The sequence below is a fragment of the Cryobacterium sp. BB307 genome (genome assembly GCF_012274275.1).
Taxonomy (GTDB): Bacteria; Actinomycetota; Actinomycetes; order Actinomycetales; family Microbacteriaceae; genus Terrimesophilobacter.
On record NZ_JAANZA010000001.1, the window covers coordinates 175,789 to 199,403 of the forward strand.

21 protein-coding genes are annotated in these 23,615 nt (G+C 66.1%); 11 read left to right on the plus strand and 10 right to left on the minus strand.

Translation table 11 applies throughout. The features are described from left to right. Positions 1-26: 26 nt before the first annotated feature. The gene (locus HGK58_RS00765; RefSeq protein ID WP_168625662.1) at positions 27-215 is read right to left on the minus strand and encodes a hypothetical protein; all 189 of its coding nucleotides are present in this window, start codon (positions 213-215) and stop codon (positions 27-29) included. 70 nt (positions 216-285) lie between these two features. Here HGK58_RS00765 and HGK58_RS00770 point away from each other — a divergent pair, with 70 nt between their 5' ends. Beyond that, entirely contained in the window at positions 286-909 is a 624-nt protein-coding gene (locus HGK58_RS00770) for an NUDIX hydrolase (RefSeq protein WP_168625663.1), read from the plus strand. Between the two features lie 48 nt (positions 910-957). Here HGK58_RS00770 and HGK58_RS00775 read toward each other — a convergent pair whose 3' ends face one another. The 3 genes from HGK58_RS00775 to HGK58_RS00790 form a co-directional block, all read right to left on the minus strand. Further along, positions 958-2,202, minus strand: coding sequence for a hypothetical protein (locus HGK58_RS00775; RefSeq protein WP_168625664.1), 1,245 nt, complete (start codon positions 2,200-2,202; stop codon positions 958-960). Between the two features lie 129 nt (positions 2,203-2,331). Beyond that, entirely contained in the window at positions 2,332-3,330 is a 999-nt protein-coding gene (locus tag HGK58_RS13585; protein ID WP_210422566.1) for a hypothetical protein, read from the minus strand. Positions 3,331-3,339: 9 nt separating this feature from the next. Beyond that, positions 3,340-4,128: a hypothetical protein gene (locus HGK58_RS00790; protein WP_168625665.1), complete on the minus strand. Its 789-nt coding sequence runs from the start codon at positions 4,126-4,128 to the stop codon at positions 3,340-3,342. Positions 4,129-4,419: 291 nt separating this feature from the next. Between HGK58_RS00790 and HGK58_RS00795 the strand changes: the two genes are divergently transcribed. Continuing rightward, entirely contained in the window at positions 4,420-7,176 is a 2,757-nt protein-coding gene (locus tag HGK58_RS00795) for a UvrD-helicase domain-containing protein (protein WP_168625666.1), read from the plus strand. A 40-nt stretch (positions 7,177-7,216) separates the two neighbouring features. Here HGK58_RS00795 and HGK58_RS00800 read toward each other — a convergent pair whose 3' ends face one another. After that, the gene (locus HGK58_RS00800; protein WP_168625667.1) at positions 7,217-7,825 is read right to left on the minus strand and encodes a hypothetical protein; all 609 of its coding nucleotides are present in this window, start codon (positions 7,823-7,825) and stop codon (positions 7,217-7,219) included. Between the two features lie 189 nt (positions 7,826-8,014). After that, positions 8,015-9,262, minus strand: a complete 1,248-nt coding sequence (locus HGK58_RS00805; protein ID WP_168625668.1) for an exonuclease domain-containing protein — start codon at positions 9,260-9,262, stop codon at positions 8,015-8,017. Positions 9,263-9,480: 218 nt separating this feature from the next. Between HGK58_RS00805 and HGK58_RS00810 the strand changes: the two genes are divergently transcribed. Beyond that, positions 9,481-10,119: a VWA domain-containing protein gene (locus tag HGK58_RS00810; RefSeq protein ID WP_168625669.1), complete on the plus strand. Its 639-nt coding sequence runs from the start codon at positions 9,481-9,483 to the stop codon at positions 10,117-10,119. An 89-nt stretch (positions 10,120-10,208) separates the two neighbouring features. On the opposite strand, the gene HGK58_RS00815 is transcribed toward HGK58_RS00810, so the two are convergent. Together HGK58_RS00815 and HGK58_RS00820 are read right to left on the minus strand one after the other, a co-directional pair. Beyond that, a complete protein-coding gene (locus HGK58_RS00815; RefSeq protein WP_210422567.1) occupies positions 10,209-11,711 on the minus strand; it encodes a multicopper oxidase family protein in 1,503 nt (500 codons plus the stop codon). Next, the gene (locus HGK58_RS00820) at positions 11,695-12,174 is read right to left on the minus strand and encodes a hypothetical protein (protein WP_168625670.1); all 480 of its coding nucleotides are present in this window, start codon (positions 12,172-12,174) and stop codon (positions 11,695-11,697) included. The genes HGK58_RS00815 and HGK58_RS00820 overlap by 17 nt, the downstream gene beginning before the upstream one ends. 197 nt (positions 12,175-12,371) lie before the next feature. On the opposite strand from HGK58_RS00820, the gene HGK58_RS13985 reads away from it, so the two are divergent. From HGK58_RS13985 to HGK58_RS00860, 8 genes are all read left to right on the plus strand, one after another. Then, complete coding sequence (locus HGK58_RS13985; RefSeq protein WP_168625671.1) at positions 12,372-14,441, plus strand: ATP-binding protein; 2,070 nt, start codon at positions 12,372-12,374, stop codon at positions 14,439-14,441. After that, entirely contained in the window at positions 14,434-15,111 is a 678-nt protein-coding gene (locus HGK58_RS00830) for a response regulator transcription factor (RefSeq protein ID WP_349236087.1), read from the plus strand. Before HGK58_RS13985 ends, HGK58_RS00830 begins: the two co-directional genes overlap by 8 nt. 200 nt (positions 15,112-15,311) lie before the next feature. Beyond that, positions 15,312-15,863, plus strand: a complete 552-nt coding sequence (locus HGK58_RS00835; RefSeq protein ID WP_168625673.1) for a carboxymuconolactone decarboxylase family protein — start codon at positions 15,312-15,314, stop codon at positions 15,861-15,863. After that, a complete protein-coding gene (gene sigJ / locus HGK58_RS00840; protein ID WP_210422568.1) occupies positions 15,842-16,747 on the plus strand; it encodes an RNA polymerase sigma factor SigJ in 906 nt (301 codons plus the stop codon). The genes HGK58_RS00835 and sigJ overlap by 22 nt, the downstream gene beginning before the upstream one ends. Before the next feature lie 23 nt (positions 16,748-16,770). Continuing rightward, positions 16,771-18,552, plus strand: a complete 1,782-nt coding sequence (locus HGK58_RS00845; RefSeq protein WP_168625674.1) for a gamma-glutamyltransferase — start codon at positions 16,771-16,773, stop codon at positions 18,550-18,552. Positions 18,553-18,883: 331 nt separating this feature from the next. Then, positions 18,884-19,939: a hypothetical protein gene (locus HGK58_RS00850; RefSeq protein ID WP_168625675.1), complete on the plus strand. Its 1,056-nt coding sequence runs from the start codon at positions 18,884-18,886 to the stop codon at positions 19,937-19,939. Positions 19,940-20,056: 117 nt separating this feature from the next. Continuing rightward, complete coding sequence (locus HGK58_RS00855; protein ID WP_168625676.1) at positions 20,057-20,407, plus strand: luciferase family protein; 351 nt, start codon at positions 20,057-20,059, stop codon at positions 20,405-20,407. Positions 20,408-20,826: 419 nt separating this feature from the next. Continuing rightward, positions 20,827-22,206: an HNH endonuclease signature motif containing protein gene (locus HGK58_RS00860; protein WP_168625677.1), complete on the plus strand. Its 1,380-nt coding sequence runs from the start codon at positions 20,827-20,829 to the stop codon at positions 22,204-22,206. Positions 22,207-22,324: 118 nt separating this feature from the next. Here the strand turns inward: HGK58_RS00860 and HGK58_RS00865 are convergent, their stop codons facing one another. After that, positions 22,325-22,798 carry a hypothetical protein gene (locus HGK58_RS00865; RefSeq protein ID WP_168625678.1) on the minus strand — a complete coding sequence of 158 codons (474 nt, stop codon included), beginning with the start codon at positions 22,796-22,798 and terminating at the stop codon, positions 22,325-22,327. Positions 22,799-22,920: 122 nt separating this feature from the next. Continuing rightward, positions 22,921-23,523 (minus strand): TetR/AcrR family transcriptional regulator C-terminal domain-containing protein, encoded by a 603-nt coding sequence (locus HGK58_RS00870; RefSeq protein WP_168625679.1) that lies wholly within the window; start codon positions 23,521-23,523, stop codon positions 22,921-22,923. Positions 23,524-23,615: the final 92 nt, after the last annotated feature.

Here is a 23,615-nt window from a genome sequence, read left to right on the forward strand (position 1 = left end):
CTGTTCTCCTTCTTGGCTTCGCCTTATCAGGCGAAGCCGCTCCCAATTGCAAGCAGGATCTCGTCGTCAGTCCATCGATCATTCGGGCCGGCATACGCCTTCAGCCACCGCTCACGGTCCGCGTCGGAGAGTGTTCCACGCATGAGATCGGTGACGACGTGCGCGGTCGATTGCGGCACCGGTTCGGTGCCATCCGCTACGTCGATTTCGCCCATGCCGACTCCGCTCATATTTGCGCACTTTCGCGATAACTACACATTAGGGCATACCTGCGACAATTGGTCCATGAGTGCCTACAGGGACAGCCACGGTAAACGCCTCATCGACTACTGGCGGCCATCGGTCGCCGTGGACACCGCCGTGCTCACCGTGCGGGACGGGCGGTTATGTGTAGCCGTCGTGGAGAAGGATGGCGCACGGCGTCTGCCCGGCACCTTCCTGCACGAGGGAGAGTTGTTAGCGGATGCCGTGCGCCGATCCCTGGATCTCAAGGCCGGCATCCGGGGCTTAGCGCCACGGCAACTGCACGTCTTCGACGCGATCGACCGCGACGACCGCGGTCGCGTGCTCTCCATCGCCCACATGGTTGCGGTACCGGATGCTGTGCTCGCCGACGCGCGGCTCGAACCGGTAAGCAGCGTGAAGGACCTGAAATACGACCACGACGACATCCTGAAGCTCGCGGTTGATCGCCTGCGCGCCGAGTACCGGGAGGCACCGGATCCCGCCGGGCTGCTGCCCGACACCTTCACGCTGCTCGATTTGCGCCGGCTACACGAGGCAGTCGATCCGGACGGCATCCCGCGGCGAGACACGTTCCGCCGGCTCATGGAACCCAAGCTGGCGGCGACCGGCGAACTGGAGCGCGGCACAGTCGGCAAGCCGGCTCGGTTGTTCAGGCGGCGGTGACCGCTGCCCAAGGCCTAGGCGGTTGACAAGCAGTTTCCAATGTGAGGACTAGCTGCGCTTCTTCGGCTTGAACAGCTTCCCGACCCGCTCGCCTACCACGTCCGCCACTCCGGAGACGGAGCCGCCGACGCCCTTGACCGTGGTGAGCGCCCGCGGCTCATCCGGGAGCCCGTCCCCGTCGATGTCGACTTTCCGAAACGGGCGCGTGACTGTTCCGGCTGCGCTTGCTACTCCCGCGCCCACTGCGGCGGCACCCGTCGCGATGCCGCCTCCGACCGTGCTGGCGGTGCCGGCGATCCACGTTCCCGTCGACTTCGCCGCGTCCTGCAAAGCGGCGAGAGCTTGGTTCGGCTCGGCCTCGTCGTCATCCTCGTCTGCCTTTGCACTCAGCGGCAGCTCCAGATGTGCGGGGAACACGTCTGGAGCATCGGCGAACGCAACTCGGGCTGACTTGATGACGTCGCTACCGAATACGAAGCGCGCGACCCCTCCGGTCAAGGCTCCGACTCCGTACTCGATGGCTGCCTGCTGCTTTCCACTCATGTTCTCGCGCACAGTCTCCAGCTGACCCGTCTGGATGGTCCGCACGAGGCTTTGAGCCGCCCCTCCGGGAAGCGCGTCCGCGAGGGTGTTCGCCCAATGCGACCAATCCGTGCGGCCCGCGACGATGCTGCGGCCGGTGCCGACGACGCCTTCCGAAGTTGCGTTCGCGACGTCCGTGGCCATGGTCGCGATCTGCTGCTGGCTGACCCGTTCATTCGTCAGGCCGTAGACGAGGGCCTTAGCCTGGTCTTGATCGAGGTCCATCCCGTGGACATCGGCGATTGCGAGTGCGAAGATCGCGGTGATCTCGAACTGCAGTTGCTCATCCCCCGCTGGCAGGAGCCCTGCGACTCGCTGAGCACCGGTCTTCGCGGCGCCCAGCGCGACATTCTTCGCTGCCACCTTCACGGCCGCCTTCGCGGCTTCCTTCCCGGCCTTCTTGGCAGCCAGTTGGCCGGCACTCTTGACGCCGGCTGTCGCGGCACCGACGCCTGGGATCAGCGCTATACCGACGTCGGCGGCGATTGCGCCAGCCGTGATGATGGCACCTGCGGCACTGATCGCGGCGCCGTAGTGGCGCTCAAGCATCCGAATCACCTCGGAGGGCGTCGCTTCTGGGTGCCGGCGGCGGACCCGCAGGACGTATTTGCGAGCGATCGAGCGACGACCTTTGACCGCATTCGCGATGTCATGCGCTGCGCTCTCGTCGGCGAGTTCCGCGCCCAGCGTGATGGCCTCGGTGTCGGTCATCGCTTGCTCCTCTGTAGTCCTCAGGCGATAGCCCCCGCACGAGATGAGTGCAGGCTCCCCTGCCGCGGCGTCATCAGTATCCCAACGATCCGATCATCATCCGCACGCCACGCGCGCATGAGCCAGCGTTCAGCTCGCCGCTTCTACGCCTGCGCTCGCGGTCGTCGCGTGAGGTTGCGGTCGCGGCGGCAGGAACTCGGCGAAGATGGCGTCGAGCGAGGTTCCCAGCAGCTCCGCCGACTTTCGATACTTCGCGTCGAGCTGCTCCCGCTGTTCGGCCGTCAGTCTCTTCTGCCGATCCGGTTCCGCGTTGTGCGAGATGTCGGCCAGCTTCACCCGTAACGCGAGCGGGTTCGCTCGGACGCGAGCCAGCGACTCCTCGAGCGTCTCATCCGTCCGCTTGGTGATCGCATCCACCGCGGCCACGATGTGCGGCTCGAACCCGAGCGTGCGCAGGTAGTCGAGGGTGACCGGAGTGTCTTCGACCACATCGTGCAGCACACCGACGATCTTCTCGTCGAGCGTTTCCAGCCTGCCCATCACGGCCAGCGGGTGGCATATGTAGGCAACACCGAGCATGTCCCGCTGACCCGCATGCGCAGCACGGGCAAGGTTGATCGCAACATCCAGCTGCGAAGGCTCGGCACGCGACAGCAAGTACTCGGTGACGGATTTCCACGTCGGGTACTTTGCGCCGGGGCCGAAGTGCAACCACTCCCCTTCGAACTGGTCGGCCCCGTTGCGGTCGCGGTCGTCGACCAGGAAATCGCCCCGGTTCAGATTCTTGTGGTGAGACAGGATCAATCGCTTGTATGCCACCGCGTCACTCGCGAAGCCGAGATGCTTGCGCACCCACTCCACCTTGTCGTGCCATGCACTCGGGTTGTCCCACGGCGCCGTCGACAGGATGTAGGTGTCGAAGTGAGCAGCGAGCAGACCGTAGGCCTCGAGGGCATCTGGCAGCGGGTCCATGAGAGCGAAGATGCCGGGCGCATCGTCGAGATGCCCCGCATACCGCGCCGCGACATCCGGATGCAGGCGATCGATGCCGCTCGGGAAGTCGACCAGCGTGTTGTCCAGGTCGATGTAAAGGATCTTGCGCGCGGGCGGGACTGCGGTTTCGGTCATGGTGGCTCTTCAGGGAAGGTGCGGACCGAGAACTCGGGCCATGGTCAGGGTGAGGTTTCGGTCGAGGCTCTCGTAGACGGGAAGAAGGGGCGTCGCACCTATCTTGGTGTGGCTCACACCCGCCGCGTCGACGATGGCGACTGGTTCGAGGTCGCGCAGGATGGCCCAGAACGGCTGGAAGAAGTAGACGCCCCGGCCAGTGCCTTCGAGCTGCTGAAGCGCGGCATCGGCATAGCCTTGCCTAGCTTCGACCGTCGTGGGGAAACTGGTAAAGAGAGAGCTGGCCGGATACAGCGGATCCTCATCCACTTGCATCGGGGCGGGAACCGCGTACCAGTCGTGCCGGTCGTTGACAGCAGCGTTGAGCGCGCTGGCGATGATCCGATATGCGAGTGAACGAGGTGTGGTGCCGGGTGTCGCCTTCGGCACTCCGAGTCCGGTGCCGACCTCGATGCGCTTGACGATTTCGTGAGGGTTGGATGCGGCCATCATCTGGATCCAGCTGATTGCCTTGACTTGCCCGTCGACTAGATACTTGCATCCGCCGACGAGATCCCACTGAATGCTCATCGCGTCTTGCTCATCGTGGACGATCACCAGGCGGTCACCTTCGTCGACCTCAACGCCCGAGATCCGGAGGTGAGGGTGGCGCCTCACGAGCTCGCTGGCGATCCACCAGATCTGGGCGTAAAGGAATCGGTCGGCCGGCGGATGGTAATCCTCCCAGCCGTCGCCATCATCATCGTCGTCACCAACGACGAAGTCGTTGCCATTGTTGTTCGACGACGTGTAGGTCATTGGCGCTCCTTCGCATCGATAAGGGTCATCGCATTCGCACGCTACCGGCGACGACGTCGGGGCTTCGGTGTCAAAGCCGCCAAAAGAAGCGAAGCAATGAGAACTAGCCACATCCACCACGGCATCGACTGTAGGAACAAAACGAACCCCTCGATGACTGCGTTTGCCATAAGGGGCCCAGTATCCACGCCTACGTTTTCAAGTCTCATTCCTCGACCGTACTTCGGGGCGCCGACATTCCCTCGCATCCGGTAGCCTGTGGCGATCGGTCAGTGGTGGGGGGCTCAGGGCATGACGGGAGTTTGGCGTCCGTCGGAGTGGGGTAAGAGGTTCACACGCGCGGACGACTGGCGGGTCAGTGTCGTTGAGAACGGCATCCTCATTGAGACCGGAGAACTGACTCAGCGCATCGCACTCGATGAAGCGGATGCCTTCACTGTGCGGACAGGAGCTCTTTGGTCCGTCATTCGGGTGGCCTTCCCCGACTTCATCGAGCTTCGCGGGATTCCAAATCGAACCGCTCGACAACTGCGACGCACGGTTGAAGCAGAACGGTCTCGGTACCTCGAAGAGCTGCGGGTGGCGCAGCTCAAGACAAGGTTTGATGAGACGGCAAACCGCGTTGTCGCGTGGGCGCGGGAATTCTTCGAGAGCTCCCGCTCACACCTCTCGCAGCGGGGCTGGCTGACTCGGGAGCACACCGCGCGATGGCTCGAGGCGAAACCCTCCGATGGGTTCGGTGAGCTGCTCGTAGCGGCCGAGCTTGAGGAGCACCGCGCTGCACAGCGTGGCGAGGTCCTTGAAGCAATCGACCTGTGGCAGGCGGACCTCCAGACCTACGTCGCCTCCTGGAACGAGCACTACCTCGAAGCCGAGCTGGAGACCCATCGCGATTTCTTCGCTCGCGTTGAAAGCTCACCGCTCACCGAGGAGCAGGCCCGGGCGGTCGTCTGCTTCGACAATCGAGTCCAGGTAATAGCATCCGCCGGCTCTGGCAAGACCTCGACGATGATCGCGAAAGCCGGCTACGCCCTTCATCGCGGACTGATTCCTGCGGACAAGATCTTGATGCTGGCTTTCAATGCCAAGGCTGCAAAGGAGCTGAAGGAACGCGTCAACACGCGGCTGACGCCGCTCGGCCTCGACGCCGAAAAAGTGGAAGCGAACACGTTCCATTCCTTCGGTCTACACGTCATCGGTCACGCGACCGGGCGCAAACCCAGCCTTGCCCCGTGGGTGGACCACGCCGGCGGCGACATTCGCCAGGTCATGCAAATCGTCGACGAGCTGCGCGATTCGGACCCAGGTTTTCGCACCGAGTGGGACTTGTTCCGCCTCGTCTTCGGGCGTGACCTGCCTGACTTCGGCGAGGAGGAGGATGAACCCGAAGCGTGGGACCCGGTAAAGCGAAACGCGGGCTTTCGCACCCTTCAGGGAGAGGTCGTTCGCAGCCAGGGCGAACGACTGATCGCCGACTGGCTGTTCTACAACGGTGTCGAGTACGAGTACGAGCGCCCCTATGAGGTCGACACGGCCAGCGCCGATCGCATCCAGTACAGGCCGGACTTCTATTACCCGAGCATCGATGTCTACCACGAGCACTGGGCGCTAAATGAAGCAGGCGAAGCGCCGCCGGAGTTTGAGAGCTATCTCGAGGATCTCCAATGGAAGCGCGCCACTCATGCGGAGAACGGCACCACGCTGCTGGAGACGACGATGGCGTCAATCTGGAACGGCCGGGCCTTCGACTACCTCACCAACGAACTGAGCTACCGCGGCATCCGGCTTGATCCGAATCCTGATCGCCCCGTGGTCGGCGAACCGCCGATCGAGAACGAGCGGCTGGTAACAACGTTCCGCACGTTCCTCGTCCACGCCAAGAGCAACCAGCTGAGCGACGAGCAGTTACACGAACGGATGCTGGCGGAGAGCAAGCAGAAGTTTCAATTCCGCCATGGCAAGTTCCTGCGCCTGTTCAGCGCGATCAGGCGCCGGTGGGAAGAGAAGCTCGCCGAGGGCGGCTGGATTGACTTCGAAGACATGTTGAACCTCGCTGCCGACCATCTGGAGTCCGGTCGTTGGGCTAGCCCATTCGAGCTCGTGATGGTGGACGAAATGCAGGATGCCAGCCATGCACGTGCCCGATTGGTCCGCGCCCTGATTCGCGAGCCAGGCCGATACTTGTTTGCCGTGGGTGATGACTGGCAGAGCATCAACCGTTTCGCTGGCGCTGACCTTTCGGTGATGACCCAGTTCGAGCAGTGGTTCGGCGCCGCCGAAGTGCTCCGGCTGGAGCGCACCTTCCGCTGCCCTCAGTCGATCTGCGACGTTTCGAGCCGCTTCGTAAGCAAGAACCCCGAACAGTTACGCAAGCGGGTCGTCTCTTCCACGCGTGAAACACCGCCGACGCTAGCCGCCATCTCGGTCGCAAGGGACGACCACGTGCGCAGCGCCATCCGGAATCACTTGGAGAAACTTGACAAGCAGGTGACAGGTGAGCCGCGTCCGGCGACAGTGTTCATCCTCGGCCGCTACCGGTTCCACGAATCCAACGTGCCGTCCGGCGACCTCAAGAAGTTCAAGAATCTGGATGTCGCCTTTTCGACCATGCACGCATCGAAGGGTTTGGAAGCCGACTACATCGTCATTCCGGGGATGACACGAGGTAGCTACGGCTTCCCCAGCCGGATCGTTGACGATCCGGTGCTGCGGTTGGCGATGCCGGCAGCGGAAAGCTTCCCTAGGGCGGAGGAGCGACGACTCTTCTATGTTGCGCTGACGCGAGCTCGCCGTGCGGTGACGCTGCTGACGGTGAAGGGACGTGAGTCCGCGTTTTTGGGAGAGCTGGTGAAGGAGCACGGGTTGGTCGTTCGTGACGCATACGGCGCGGTGGCCAGCACGGTCAGCTGCACCGAATGCGCCGACGGCGTCATGGTGAAGCGGAAGGGCAAGTTCGGGTCTTTCTTGGGCTGCAGCAACTTCCCGAAATGCCGGAACACGATGAAGGTTGACGCCGATGGCAACCCGGTCGACAAGCAGAACGCATGAAATGCGCGCCAGCTAGTTAGCCAGCTCCGACGTTTGGGGCCTAGATACGGAACGTTGGCTTCTGACGCCAGAGTGCGCTGATCGCCTCGTCGGCATTGTTCTGAGACAGCAATGCGGCAACCTCCACATCCTGAAACCGCACGGTGGGCCGCCAACCGTAGCGAGGAGGCAGTACGTCCGCCAGGAAATCTCGGAACGCTCGTTGGCGGTGTCGACCTCCAGCATCGGGAAACAGTGGCGGCTTGGGTGCAGCGAACCCACCGCCCGCTTCACGCCCCTGTAGACGGATACATCGGTCACGCCATGCCGACACATCGAAGCCAACCGGTAGCGAGTCGTCATAGACCTCGAGGGTCGTCAGCCGTGCTGCTGTGAAGTGTTGGCGCTCGTCGAACTCAACGATCTGACGGCTGCCATCGGCGTAGGTCAGAACCAGATCCACACGGCGTCGCTCACGAGGTGGCATAACGTCGGGAAGGATGTTGCCGGTCAACTGACCGTAGACGTGCTGTGCGAGCATCCACGCGTTCCCGAGTTCGTCGCGGCCCGGTCGTCGCAGCCAATCCGGAGCGACTTCCGTTTCTACTGTGGCGAGCCCCGAGAGCACTCGTTCAAGAACCGAGGTGAACCGACGTTGTAGTTCGGGCATGCGCCAATTCTTGTGGATGACCACAACGAAGACGAACGAGCCAGAGCGGTGGGTCGAGTATTCGACCCACCGCTACGGACGAGGACTAGTACAGCTTCCGCCACCTGGTGCTCTGTCCGGTTCCACACTGGCCGCACGGCGGCAGCGCATCACCGCCGGCCGCCCTGCCGAAAAGACTGAATTCGGACATCAAGCTTCCATCAGCCGCATGAGGGTCGCCTCATCGACGATCGGGATGCCGTAGTCCCTCGCCTTTTTGGCCTTGCCAGACAGACTGTCTGGATCGGCGGCAGCCACAAGCTTGACCTTCTTGGTCACGCCGGAGCCAGCCGTGAACCCCTTGCCTCGCAGGTGCTCCTCCCACTCCGAGCGGGGGCGCATCATCTCGCCGGTGAGCACGATGAGGTCGCCGGGGGACAGCGCAAACACGCCCACCGCTAGGGACGCATCCGTACGGTCCGCGTTGACCTTCGTCTCGCGAGCGTCGAACGATGCAGCAATTGCCTCCGTGGAGATGTCCAAAAGGTTGCCTACCGCCACCAAGTCCGCCATCTCGGTTCCGGTAAGGACGCCATCCGACCATGCCACGTCGGTCAGCTGATTGAAGTACTCCAGGTGAAGCTGCTGGCACATGTTACGCGAGAGCCCGACCTCTTCCGCAAGACTCACTAGCGCCTGCGACTCGTGGACGGACAGGTGCCTATCCAGTAGACAGCGATCAAGCAGGGCGAGGTAGTCGACATGCTGAGCTGGGCCGGCATACTCCGGCATCTTCTCAGTGATGCGCTGAAGAAAGGTGGCTGCCGTGATGTCCGGGGAGCCGCCCTCATCCGGGCGCGGGAACCATTCAGCCTTTGCGCCACCACTGATCTTCGGCCACTGATACTCCAGTGCCGCATCGAAGTGCGCGTACCAGAACTGTCGATCGGCCGACTGCTCGATGTAAGCACTCAGCAATCGTGCGGTCGCAAGGGCATCGACCACCGCACGGTGCGCGCCGACCAATTCGATGTCAAATGCCGCGCAGCAGTCCGAAAGAGCGCGGCCGGCGCCCGGGAGGAAGTCCCTCGCCAGCTGCATAGTGCACAGGGAGGGAAGTCCGGGGTTCACCCATGCCTCGGTCCGCTCGAGCTCTGCGACGAGGAATCGTGTGTCGAAGCTCGCATTGTGCGCAACGATCACGCGTCCGTCCAAGAGTTCGACGAGGTCCGGAGCGATCTGCGCGAAGGCGGGTGCACTCACGATGTCCGCAGCCCGGATGCAGTGGATGTCCTGCCTGCCAAGGTCACGGCCGGGGTTGATGAGCGTCTCCCACTGCCCCTCGATGACGCCGTTCTCGTTCGTGTGCACGACAGCGACCTCGATCGCCCGATCGTGGCCGCTAGGGAAAAGACCAGTCGTCTCAAAGTCGATCACCGCGAAGCCGGGTCCTGGCATGGGACTCCTCTCGTTCCCGCCCGAGGCTAATGGACCGCTAGGGCGTGACGGCATCCCCAGAGTGGGGTGCCGCTTGGGCAAAGAGCACGGCGAAGGCGCGAATGCCGAGCACCCGAGATACCAATGTCAGTGGCCACGCTCACACTGATCTCGCCCGCTTACCCAAGCAGCAACATCCGCTCAACCCGACCCGAACTACCCGACCCGAAGGAGACCACATGGCCGACGACAACTACACCGCGACGCTGCTGGTGATCGACCGCAGCGGATCCATGACCACCATCCGCGACGAGATGGTCGGCGCGCTCACCACCCTGCTCGAGAAGCAGGCGGCCGAGGAGGGCATGCTCACTGTCGATGTGGTCACCTTCGACAAGGTGATCGAGCGGCAGGACCACTTCGCCGACCCGAAGGATGTCGTCATCCGACTCGAGCCGCGCGGCGGCACCGCGCTGTACGACGCGCTCGGCATCTCGATCGGCGAGTTCGGACGCGACCTGGCAGCGCTGCCGGAGCACGCGCGCCCGGGAACCGTGCAGGTCGTCGTCGTCACCGACGGCGAAGAGAACTCCAGCCAGGAGTACAGCCTCGACACGGTGCGCACCCTGATCACCGAGCAGAAGGAGAAGTACAGCTGGGACTTCGTCTTCCTCGGCGCCAACCAGGACGCCGTGCTCACCGGTGCAAGTCTGGGCATCGACGCGGACAGTTCGCTCACCTACGCTCCGGATGCCGAAGGAGTGGCTGGTGCGTCCGAGAGCCTGCACCGGTACATGAGCAGTGTGCGGAAGAAGGACAAGGTCGGGTTCCTGGACGAGGAGCGTTCACGCGCGGAGGGCAGGGGTACGAGCGCCTAGATCCAGACGGGCTTGGCCGTGAGGTTCGGGATAGCAAGGGTCTCGACAGGCTCGACCACCGATTGGGCGCCAACCGACGGGTCGACCGCTCACTCGGGCCGGTTGCCCGCCTCGCCGTTGATGGTGAACGGGGTCGTCACGCCTTCGTACATGACGTGCGCGACCAGGCCGTCGACCGCGTGGGGGAGGGTGTGGCAGTGGTCGCTCCAGATACCCGGGTTGTCGGCCACGAACGCGATGTCGTAAGACTCACCCGGGTGCACATCGAGCGAGTCGACCCACCACGGGCTGCCGGATGCCGCCACCCCGTCCCGCGCCAGCACCACGACGTGATGACCGTGCAGGTGCATGGGATGCACATCACCCGAATCGTTGCGCAGGTGCATCCGGACGACGTCCCCCTCCCGCACATGGAACATCGGCACATCCGGGAACATCCGCCCATTGATCGTCCAGAAATTCCCGGGCCGGCCATCGATGACACCGAAGCGACGCGCGATCACGTAGTCGAATGATCGGTCCGGCGCGGTCGGGTCGAAAGCCAGCGGCTCGGCCGAGCCGTAGGAGAGCAGGTCGAGGGTGTCCTGCGGCTGAGTCGCGGGCGGGGCGGATGCCTCCGGATGCGACGAGTCGGCGATGATCACACCGCGCGCGCCACCGACCTGCAGCCGCACGGCGCCGCCATCGCTGGGCACCCGCACCGCGACATCCGCTCGCCCGCCAGCCGGGATCAGCAACCGCTGCCCGTTGACGTCGGTCGACGCGTTCACGTCGTGGCCATCGATCGCGACGACGCGGAACGGCGCCGCCGACCACACCGCGGCCGTGCCCTGGTCGGTGTTGATCACGCGCACCCGCACGGTTTCGCCCGCCGCAGCCTCGACGCGTTCATCTGCGGCGCGGCCGTTCAGCGTGTGCTCGCCGCCGTAGACGTGCAGCAGCGCTGTCACGTCGACGTCGACGTCGGTCGCAGGTTCAGGCGCAGACGTCCCGGCCGGGTCGATGACGATCGCCCCGAGCAGTCCGCCCAGCACCTGCTCGTGCGACACCTGATGCGAGTGGTACCAGTAGGTGCCGGCATCCGTCGCCACGAACCGGTAGACGTGACGCCCGCCGACCGGCACGGCGTCCTGGGTGATGCCGGCCACACCGTCGGCCGCGTTCGGCACGTCGATGCCGTGCCAGTGCAGCGTCGCGCCATCCGTCACCGACTCGTTGACGAGCTCGACCTCGACGAGGTCGCCCTGCGTCGCGCGGATCTCCGGGCCGGGCGATGTGCCATTCACCGTGAACCCGTCGACGCGGCGGCCGCCAGGCACGTCGATCGGCTCCTGCCGCACGACAAACCTCACGTGCACGTCGGCGGGCCGGTCGGGGTCGGCCGTCAGCGAGGTCACGCTCACGCCAGCCCCAGCGGCCGAAGCAGAGGCATCATGCCCGGCATGGGCGGCGTGCTCGCCGCCGGCCCCCATGTCCATCACCGAGTACTCGCCGAGCAGGGTGCCGCTCCACGCGAGCGCGCCGGCGCCCAGCCCGATGGTCATCGCGCTGCCGACGGCGGCGTACCGCAGGATGTCACGACGTGACGGCATCGGATGTCGCCTGCTTCCGGTCCAGCATCGCGGCCGACCGAGACGACCGCCGCACCCGCACCGCAGCGGTGACCGCTGCGGCCACGATGGCCAGCGCGTTCGCGCCATGAATCAGCCCCAGATACGGGGAACCGACAATTGCGAACCCGAGTGTGGCTTGCAGCCCGACCAACGCCAGGACGATCGCCGCCCACAGCTTCGCTCCCCTGACGCGCACGAAGAACGAGACCACGAGGAGCACGACCGCCAGCAGCGGGATCAGTCCCCCGCCGACAAGTGCGTGCAGCACGAAGCCGAGCTCGCCGACGCCACCCGCCTGACGGCTTTCGAGCAGCGCCTTGTCGACGACACCGCCATTCGCCACGCTGTTGAGCAGCCCGCCAAACGCGAACGCGATGGCGGCGGCCTGCACGACAACGCCGCCCGCGATGCTCCAAGCCAGACCTGCGTAGACCTTGTACATGATGTGACTCCCTGTCCTGCGGGTGCTATCCCAAGCATCCGCTCGCCAACGAGACTCACGGATGCGCGAGTCGCGGAGAACGCGGGAGACCGGATGCTGCCTGGCGGATCCCCGCACGGCCGATGGAGGCCAGCCGCCATGCGGCTACTGCGGATGCCCCTCTCCCGCGAACGGCCCGACAGGAGGACGATTGAACTGTGAACCGCAGGTGGGTGTGCCTGGCGACGCTCGGCCCGATCGGGGTCGCGGCATTGGTCTACATCGTCGTCGTCCGCGGGTTCATCGAGGCCGACGCCGACCATGGCCTCGCGTGGCCGATGCTCGGGGTGCTGCCGCTGTTCGTGTTCGGGATGTGGCTGCTCACCGTGTCGTCGTCGCGCACCGCCCTGTTCATCGCGCTGGCCGCAACCGCGATGCTCGTCGGCTCTGCGTACGAAACGTTCATGCAGCGGAACCTGGAACTCATGACCGAGCCGTGGTTCCCGCTCTTCAACCTGATCGGGCTGACGGCGGATGCGACGGCCACCGCCGCCTTCCTCGTCGTGTTCGCGACATTCCCCGACGGTCGGCTGGAGTCCCGCTGGCAGCGCATCGCCGTCGCCTTCCTCTGGACGCCTCTGCTCGTGGGGCCGCTGACCCTCCTCACCACGCCGCACGTGGTGATGTCGCAGTACATCGGCATCAGCGGCGACGCCATCCCGAACCCGTACGCCGTGCCGTGGCTCGAATGGGCGGCGCCCGCCGTGCAGTTCCTCATCGCCCAACCGTGGCCTGCCGTCATCCTGGGCCTCGTACTGCTCGCATCCCGAGCGCTCTTCGGCGATCCGGAGGTGCGGGCACGGACTCGGGTGATGGCGATCACCGTGGGCGCGAGCGTCCTGGCGTTCGGGCTGTGGACCTTCGTCCCGGGCTTCTGGGGCATCGAGGTGCTCGTCTACGCAGCGCTGATCGCGATGCCGATCGCCGCGATCCATGGCATCTTCCGCTACGGCGCGTTCGACATCGCCCCCGGCGATCGCGGGCGGAACGTCGCGCGGTCATCGAACCTGCTCATCACGGTGATCTACGCCATCGCCGTCGCCATGCCGGCGATCCTCCTCGCAGGCCGGCTCCGAGTCGTGCCCGCGATTCTCATCACCACGCTCCTCGCTGTCTGCCTCCTCCCGGTGCGCACCTGGATGCAGCGGGCGATCCACCGCGCGGTCTTCGGCGACCGCGACCGCCAACTCACCATGCTCAGTGAGCTCGGCACGGAGTTGGAGCGGGCCGGCGAGCCCCGCGAGCTGCTCACCAGGCTTGCCGAGGCGGTGCGCGACGGGCTCGGCGCGTCGTGGGTGCAGATCCGGCTGGCGACCACGGACGGGGCGCTCGCGGCGTCGCCCGTCGGAGTCGCCGGCTCCGCGGCCAGTGACCCGACGCTGTCGACCGATCTCGTGCGCGGCGACGAGACGCTCGGGCGCATCGAGGTCGGACCGCGGTACCGCGGCGAGTACAGCGACGCCGAGCGGATGCTGTTGCACACCGTCGCGGGGCAGGCGGCAGCATCCGTGGCCAACGTGCGCCTGACCGCGCAGCTCGCCGAGCAACTGGGCGAACTGACCGCCTCGCGCGAACGACTCGTGGCCGCGCAGGACGACGAGCGCCGCCGCCTCGAGCGCGACCTGCACGACGGGATCCAGCAGAACGTGGTGGCGCAGATCGCTGCGCTGCGCCTCGCGCGCAACCGTCTCGAGCGGGGTGAGCTGACGTCCGCCGAGCTGGCCGCGCTGCAGGACCAGACCCGCGAGACGCTCACCGACCTGCGCGAGCTCGCCCAGGGCATCCACCCGCCGGTGCTGACCGACAATGGCCTGGTGGCGGCGGTCGAGTCGGGGGCCGCGCGGTATCCGATCCCGCTGGCCGTATCCGCGGATGCCGCGGTGCGCGCCGAGCGGTACCCGGACGATGTCGAGACCACGGCGTACTACGTGGTGCGCGAGGCGCTGGCCAACACCGCCAAGCACGCGAACGCGTCGCACGCGTCGGTCGGGCTGGCCCGGTCGAACGGGCACCTGCGGATCTCGATCACCGACGACGGATGCGGCATCGGGCAGGCGTCGCCGATGTCGGCCACGACCGGCGGACTGGCGAACATCCGAGACCGGGTGGCGGCGCTGCGCGGCACGGTCAGCGTGTCGGCGGCCGAACCGTCCGGCACGACGGTGCTCGTCGACCTGCCTGTTGATCGTGATGGGGTCGCCGAGCGTGAGGCGGATCATCGTGGATGACTCGGGCCCGCTGCGGGTCGTGATCGCCGAGGACAACTACCTCGTGCGCGAGGGGCTGCGCCGCCTGCTCGAGGACTCGGGCGAGATCGAAGTTGTCGCCTCCACCGCGAACGCGACGGAGCTGCTCGACGCGGTGCGGCGACTCTCCCCCGACGCGGTGCTCACCGACATCCGGATGCCGCCGAGCCACCACATGGAGGGGATCGAGGCGGCCCACGCGATTCGTGCCTCGTCGCCGTCGACAGGTGTGGTGGTGCTGTCGCAGCACGCGGACGAGAGCTACGCGCTCGCGCTCTTCGATGATGGGTCGGCTGGGCTGGGCTATCTGCTGAAGGACCGCATCGGCGACCTCGAGGACCTGGTGCACGCGCTGCGCGAGGTGCGTGCCGGCGGTTCGGTGATCGACCCGCAGATCGTCGACGCCCTGGTGCGTAGGCGCGGCGCTGAGGAGTCGAGCCCGTTGGCTGCGCTGTCGCCGCGCGAGCTCGAGGTGCTGCACGAGATGGCGCAGGGCAAGACGAATGCGGGGATCGAGCAGTCGCTGTTCCTCTCGACATCCACCGTGGAGAAGCACGTCAATGCGATCTTCACCAAGCTGCGGCTGCCCGAGAGCGGTGTGCACCGGCGGGTGGCGGCAGTGCTCGCGTTCCTGCAGAACGACGGCGGCTAGCTGACAGCCCCCAGGCGGGCGCCCTCCGTCGCATCGAGTCGGGACTTGTTGCCCTTATGACTGGCTTGATAACGGCAACAAGTCCCGACTCAAGGGTTGGCTCGCGACGGCCATTTTCGGCTCACTTTCACGCGGGGTGTCACACTTTCCGCGCGCGCGGTGTCTACCCCGGTGAGACCACTCAGAAAGAGGAGACCACCATGGCCCGCATTCCGCTCGATCACCCACGCACGCTGAAGGTCCGCTTCATGGAGGCGTACAGCAAGCGCAAGTACGGCGGGGTGCTCGACCCCGGCCTGGTCGCGTACCACAACCCGAAAGTGCTGAGCACGATGATCCGGCACGAGTCGAGCGTCGCCAAGTGGGATGCGCTGGACCCGACACTGAAGGCCCTGGCGACGATGGCCAGCGCCTCCGAGATCGGCTGCAGCTGGTGCATGGACTTCGGCTTCTGGGAAGCGAACAACCAGGGCGTCGACCAGGCCAAGCTCCGGGCGGTGCCGAACCGGCAGGCCAGTGACGTGTACACGCCCCTGGAGCGTCGAGTGATGGAATACTCGGTCGCGATGACTCAGACCCCGCCGACAGTGACCGACGAGATGGTCGACGCCCTGCGCTCCGACCTGTCAGACCCCGAGCTCGTCGAGCTCACGGCAATCATCGCCCTGGAGAACCAGCGCTCGCGCACCAACGCGGCCATGGGGCTGACCAGCCAGGGATTCAAGGACCAGTGCGAGTTGAGGCCGATGTGACCGAGAACGCCACCGTCTTCGCCGAGCACCGCCCGGCCATGATCGGCGCCGCGTACCGCGTGCTCGGCAAGATGGCCGACGCCGAGGACGCCGTCCAGGAAACCTGGCTGCGATTCGCCGACGTCGATCTTGCCCGGGTGGAACACCCGCGCGCGTACCTGCTGCAGGCGGTGACCCGCCAATCGCTCAACGCCGTGCGGCACCAGCTGCGCCAGCGGGAGAGTTACATCGGACCCTGGCTGCCGGAGCCGATCGCCGACGTGACCGAGGCGGGGGCGGATGCCGCGGCCGAACTCTCCGACTCGGTGTCGCTCGCGATGCTGGTGGTGCTGGAGTCCCTGTCTCCGACCGAACGGGCAACGTTCGTCCTGCACGACGTGTTCGGGCTCGGCTTCGACGAGATCGCCGACACTCTGGGCAAGACACCCGCCGCCGTCCGGCAGGTGGCCAGCCGGGCACGGGGACGCGTGCGCGAGCGCGCGCCGCGGCATCCGGTCGACAAGCGCACCCATCGGGAGGTCACCGAACGGTTCCTCGCCGCCGCGGTGGGCGGATCGCTCGAGGACCTCGTCTCTATGCTCGCGCCGGACGTGGTCATGTACACCGACGGCGGCGGCTTCAAGAAGGCGGCCCTGCAGCCGATCCGCACCCCCGAGAAGGTGCTGCGGTTCGTGTTGGGCGTGCTGAGCAAACCGGATGCCCCGATCCGGCTCCAGCTCGCCGAACTGAACGGCGAAGCGGCGATCCTCGGTCTCGACGCGACCGGCGTCGACAGCGCGATCTCGTTCGTGCTCGACGGCGACAAGGTCACCGAGATCTACGTGGTGCGCAACCCCGAGAAACTAGGACGAGTGAGCGCTGCTTCGGCCGACTCAATGGATTGAGGTGAAGCGGTAGCGTCAGTTCCGTGACGTACACCCCGCCGAGCGCCTTCACCACCCGCCCCACCCTGACCGGCTCATTCGGGATGGCGGCGTCCACGCACTGGATCGCCACCGCATCCGCCCAGGCCGTGCTCGAGCGCGGCGGCAACGCGTTCGACGCCGCCGTCGCCTGCGGCTTCGTGCTGCACGTCGTCGAACCGCACCTGAACGGACCCGGCGGCGACCTCGTCGGCATCTTCGCCACCGCCGAGCAGCCCGGCATCCCGGCTGTGCTGATGGGGCAGGGACCGGCACCGGCCGGCGCGACCATCGAGCACTACCGCGCGGAGGGGCTGGACTTGGTGCCCGGATCCGGCGCCCTCGCCGCCGCCATCCCCGGCGCGGTCGACGCCTGGCTGCTGCTGCTGCGCGACCACGGCACCTGGGAGCTCGCCGACGTGCTCGCCTTCGCCATCGGCTACGCGCGGGACGGGCATCCGCTGCTCGAACGGGTGTCAGCCACCATCGGTCGGGTGGCCGAGCTGTTCACCGAGCATTGGCCGAGCTCGGCAGAGCAGTGGATGTCGGATGGCGCTGTCCCGGCGCCCGGCGCGCTTGTCCGCAACGAGGCGCTCGCCCGCACCTACGAGCGGCTCGCTTCCAGCGCCGGCGACACCCGGGAGGCCCGCATCGACGCCGCCCGCGACCAGTGGCGGGAGGGCTTCGTCGCAGAGGCCATCGACGCGTTCGTGCGCACGCCGCACCGGCACTCCACCGGCGGGGACCATGCCGGGGTGATTCGCGCATCCGACCTCGCCGGCTGGCAGGCCGGATATGAGCCCGCGGTGACGCTGGACTTCCGCGGGCACACCATCGCCAAGGCCGGGCCGTGGTCGCAGGGGCCGGCGCTGCTGCAGTCGCTGGCGATCCTCGACGGGTTCGGCGACGAGCGGCTGGACCCGTCCACCGGGCTCGGCGCGCACACCCTCCTCGAGGCGCAGAAGCTAGCCCTCGCCGACCGGGAGGCCTACTACGGCGACACCGGCGACGTGCCGCTCGAGCGGCTGCTGTCGGCGGAGTACGCGGCCGAGCGGCGGGCGCTGATCACGGATGCCGCGTCGCACGAGCTGCGGCCGGGTCGGGTGGCGGGGCGTTCGCCGTTCGTCCCCGAGTTGCGCACGGCCGGCGCATCCGCTGCCGGGGCGGGCGAGCCAACGGTGTCCCGCACCGGGGAGACCAAGGGCGACACCTGCCACATCGATGTGGTCGACCGGTGGGGGAACATTGTGGCGGTGACGCCGTCCGGCGGCTGGTTGCAGTCGAACCCGACCATCCCGGAGCTTGGCTTCTGCCTCGGCTCGCGGCTGCAGATGACCTGGCTGACCCCGGATGCGCCGTCGTCGCTGGTGCCCGGGCGGCGGCCGCGGACCACGCTCACGCCGACGCTGATCCTGCGCGGCGGGCGTGCGGTCGGCGCGCTGGGCTCGCCCGGTGGCGACCAGCAGGACCAGTGGCAGTTGCCGTACCTGCTGCGCACCATCGTCGGCGGGTACGAGCCGCAGCAGGCGATCGATGCGGCGACGCTGCACACGACGTCGTTCCCGGATTCGTTCTGGCCGCGCACGTGGGTGCCCGGCGGCGCGGTGGTGGAGGACCGGCTGGGCGATGCGGTGATCGGTGAGCTCGAGGCGCGCGGGCACGTGGTGACGCGGGCGGGCGACTGGACGCTGGGCCGGTTGTCGACGGCCGGGCTGGATCCGGAGACCGGGCTGCTCTACGCGGCGGCGAACCCGCGCGGGAATCAGGGGTACGCGGCGGGGCGGTGAGTTCTCGCCATTCGGTGATCGAGCTTGTCGAGGCCCTTGGCTTCTGGCGGGTCTCGACCAGCTCGACCACCGAGAGCCGCTCGACCGACGCGTCCTCCACAAGTGGGGCTAGCCGCTTCGGCCCGCTTTCTGGGAGGGTTGCTCGATTGTCGTGAAGGACTGAGGAGGCATCCGCAGTGACTGCGCCAACCCGAGACGCAAACTTTCTGGCGGCAACATGAGTGAGTGGGCGACTCCTGCGCCGGGAAGCGCCAATTCGATCCCGATACCGCGAGTTGATCCGACCCGTCTCGCATGGCGGAGTCGAGCGTGGCCGGGCGAGACCACCGCGGTGCCGGCGGTGCCGAGTCGATTTCCGGCAGTCCGTTTCGGCACTGAACTGCTCTTTGTCATCTTCGTCTTGCTCAGTGTTCTGGCCGCTGTCCTCGTTTCTCTGGAACTGCGTGGCATGACCGACGCTGACTGGGCAGGTCGTCGCCCGCTGCTGACGTTGCTGGCCAGCGGGATCGCGCTTGGATTGACCGCGGTACTCCTCCGCCGATTCGATGTGGCTGACTTACTCAGTCGGCTGGCGTTTCTGGTGTTCTGGTTCGGGAATCTCGGTATGTCGGCCGTCTCAGCGATCGCGGCATTCGGGCCACGGTCGGCCGATACCTACCTGGTGATGCCGCAACTGTCCGACCGCACGCTCCTGGTGGTCAACGTCGCGTACACAGTTCTGGGGATCATCGTGTGGAACCTCTTGACGACCGACACGACTGCCTACCGAAACATTCGACTGGGAGTCCGGGCCGCGCACAAGGACTCTTTCCCAAACGCGCAGTGGAACCGAACTGTAGGCGCCCCCGGTCGGTCGATGCTGAATTTGGCCGGTGAAAACTCGATGTCGGCGCGAAGGACTGCCATCGCCCAACAACTGATGGCACCGCTGCTCGATGAGCTGCTGAGCATTCCGGGCGTCACCATCGTTCATGGCCTGCGTTCACCCGCGCATCCGGAGATCGTGATCGGCCACGCCGTAGTCTCCGGCGGTCGAATTGCGCTGCTTGACCCGGTCCTTTGGGAGCCAGCGACGTATCGCCTGGACAGCTCGGGTCGGGTGCTTCGCAACGGCCTCATCAGCGAGGAGCACACGACCGCGTTGCCGATTGTCATGGATGATCTAGCCGAGGGGATGCCCGGTGCACCGATTCGCGCCTGGCTCACTGTGCTTCCGACCACCGATGGCGAGCTTCACACATCGACGGAGCGACCGGATTCGCTCGTCACCCTCGGCACGCCTTCCAGCACGCTGGGCGAGGTCGGGGACTGGTTGGCTGGAGATGGCGAAGGCGAGTACGTGAACGTCTTCGCTCTGCAGATGGTCATGCGACATCGGCTGGGGTGAAGCGTCATGTTGAACGAGCCGAGGCTTGGAGCGCGCCCGAAGACCTCAGAGGACGGTCCACACCGACAGCTTGACCAGCAGGCACCAGCTGCCCTGTGGGGCGAGCTGGTTGCTCAAGTGTTCGGGCTCGAGGGCGTGGTGGAAGGCATCAGTCAGGTGTCGCCGCCATCGTCTCGGGCCGTCTTTCTTGCCGACATGGCTGCGGAGGTCTTCCCGGAGCGCTCTTTGGCGCCGGGTAGACGGCTCGAGCCGGTGCATCTACACGGGGTGGAGGACACCAGCATCCACCTCGTCCTGCCCGTCGAGCGCGGCGAGGAACTCGTGGTGCTCGGATGGGCCGAGCCGCATCAGTACGCGGACTTCGGGACCGAGTTCATGATCTACGGCCCGAGAGATGAAGCGGAACTGGAAGCGGTCATTTCAATCATCGAGGAGAGTCTGGAGTTCGCGCGTTCCGGCCGGACATGAACGTCCACCCTGAATGATCGAGCTTGCCGAGATCCCGAGAGGACGGGCTGGGTCTCGACAGGCTCGACCACCGGTAGCTAGCTGGTTTCGAGACGATCGCTTTCGCGATCCCTCAACCAGCGAGTCCGTGGTTAGTCGCCGGAGAGCACGCGCATCCGGGCTTGGCCGTGCTCCTCTGTCGAGATCACGCCACGCTTCAGCAGGTCATCCAGTTCAGCCAAGCGCGCCTCGATGCTCTTTCCGGCGCCAGCAAAATGCGCTGTTAAGCGCACGGACCGAGAGATCGGCATTCACGGTGAGCGGGTTGTGCCCTGCACGTTTGGGAAAGAAGGTCCTCCACAGACCGGGGCGTTTACGTCTTGTCCCCGACTGGCTAGAATGTAGATTCGAATGTCGGGTGATGGTGTCACCATCGATACATGACCAACTTCGACCCGTTCGCACCCGGCGCGATACCCAGTATCCGGCACCTGGGTGACAACGAATTGGTCGACGCCGCCCGCACCATTGAAAAAGAGTACGGGCGGCAGCTCGACGCCGCCCGACTCGCAATCGCGGCGGAGGTAGAGCACCGCTCCTGGCGGATGTTGGGCAGCGATTCACTGGCTGCCAAGCGCGGATGCCGCAGCGGCACCGAACTGCTGGAGCGCACCACCGGCGCGGCGGTGAACACCATCCGCAAGCGGATCAGACTGGGGGAAAAGCTCAGGGACCGCAGCAACCTGGTCGGCGAGGCGTGGCCGGCGGAGTTTTCGGTGGTCGCCACCGCAATGGCGGAAGGGAAACTGTCGCAGGACTTCGCGGCGGCGATCGTCGACGAACTCGCGCCGGCCGCTCACCGAGCGAACCCGGACCACCTGCGAGCGGCGGAGACCGCGCTGGTGGAGTCCGCGGCCACACCGACAATGACCGCCGGGGAGCTACGGATCCAGGCTGTGGTGTGGCGTGCGTACATCGACCCCGACGGTGTTGCCCCGGACGAGGAGGAGGCCCTCGCCAAGCGCGGCATCCGCCTCGGACGGGTCAACGGCGGTCTGGTGCCGATCTCCGGCAACCTCACCCCGCTGGTGGCCGGGCAGCTGGAGCGACTGTTCAACGCCTACCTGACCCCACGCCGGGAACCCGCCTTCCGACCCGACGGCGACGCGCCTGCGGAAGCTGAACCGGACGAGCTGGTGATCCGCGACGACCGCACACCCGACCAGAAACGACACGATGCACTCGGCGGCATTCTGTCGGCCGCGGCCCGCGACCCGGAGACCCCGAAGCTGAACGGGGCGGCACCCACGGTGCTGGTCACCGTCAGCGCCGAGGATCTGCAGAACGGCACCGGCGCCGGCTGGATCGACGGGATCGACGCCCCGCTCTCCATCAAGACCGTGCGGCAGCTGGCCTGCACCGGCGACACCCAGACCGTCATCCTGGACCAGAACGGGGCGGTGATCGCGCTCGGTAGCCCGCGCCGCGGGTTCACTCCCCAGCAGCGCAAGGCGATCGGAGCCCGCGACGGCTACTACTGCGCCGCCCCGGGCTGCGGCACCCCCGGCGACTGGTGCGAAGTGCACCATGTGAAACCCGACGCCGAGGGTGGACCGACCGAAGTCGACAATGGGGTGCTGCTGTGCTGGCACCACCACCGCACCCTCGGTCGCTCCGGCTGGGAGATCCGCATCAACGACGGCGTCCCCGAATTCCGACCACCATCCTGGATGGACCCCAGACGGGAATGGATCCGCGTCAGCAGATCCAAACCGCGCATCCTCCCCCAACTCAAGCGTGCCCTCAAAGACACCGGCTGATACGCGGGGGGTGGTCCAGCTTGTCGAGACCGATCTCGACAGGCTCGATCACCGGGAAGGCTGGTTTCGAGACGATCACTTCGCGATCCCTCAACCAGCGAGAGTCTCGATCACCGAGTCAGGGGCGGACGATGATCCAATCGGAGAGAGCAATCCAGCCCTCGGGCACCTCTGCGGTACCGTGCGGAACGTACTGCACGTTCATCTTTCCGTCGGTGCCTGTTGCCAGGCCGAAGACCGTATTGCCCAAGGAGCCGCCTGCTGCCCAACCGTCAGGGACATCCGGGAGCAGGGTGATAATCCTGACCGTCGCCGTATCCACCAACCCGAGATAGATGCTCGTGTCATCCCACTCGCCCTGATAGCGGATGGACGCGCCATCAATGGTGCTGTACGGAATCTCGTCGCCAATCATGTCGACTTCCGTCTGCGGGTCATTGACGAAACCCGGGGTGGATGCCGGATCCACATCGCTGGTCACCAGCCGATCGACCTCCAGCTCTTCGAGAGTGACCGCGGCTTGCGTTAGCGCCGCACAGCCCGCAAGCATCAGGCCAACGGCCACGATGACAACTCCCCCAAGAATCCTCATATGCCGGATGCTAGCCGCGAAGGTCATTGTTCGGCACTCCACCTTCGGGGGCGGCGCGTGTTAGTGGTGCAGCGGCGCGAGAGTCTCGACGGGCTCGACCACCGAGTAGGTCGACCACCAAGTTACGCGGGCAGGCGGGAGCGCAAGCCGTTGACCAACGCCTCGATGCCCAGCTCGAATGCGGCGTGCGCGTTCCAGCGGTCCGAGTACTTCGGATCCAGCGAGCGCAGCAGCGTCGGCAGCTCGCTCGGCACAGCATCCGGTGACAGCAGGTTGTCCGGGGCGATGATGTCCAGCGCCGAACCCAGCACGTGCGCCTCGACCGTGCGCATCACGGCGACCGCGTCGCCATCCGGCCACCCCGCGCGGGTCAGCGCACCGACCACCACCTCATACATCCGCAGTGTGCTCGGATCGGTGATCGGCGTGGTCGCGAGCAGCCGAATGCAGCTCGGATGCGCAGCGAACGCCGCCAGATAGCTCTTGCCCCAGGCGATCAGCGCCCGGTTCCACGGCTCCGAATCGAACGGCGAATTGTCGATCGACTCGACCACGATCGCGCGCATCCGCTCGATCAGGTCGTCGCGCCCGTCGATGTGGTTGTACAGCGACGACGGCCGCCGGTTCAGCTTCTGCGCCAGCGTCTTCATCGTCAGGTGCTCGATGCCATCGGCCTCGGCGATCTGGAACGCGGCCAGCGCGATTTTCCTTGCGGTCAACGTCATCGCGACCCTCGCAATCTGCCTCTATGCATTTTGCCCGACACTCAGTACGGTATCCGATACGAACGACGTTCGTTCGCACGAGTTCCAATGGA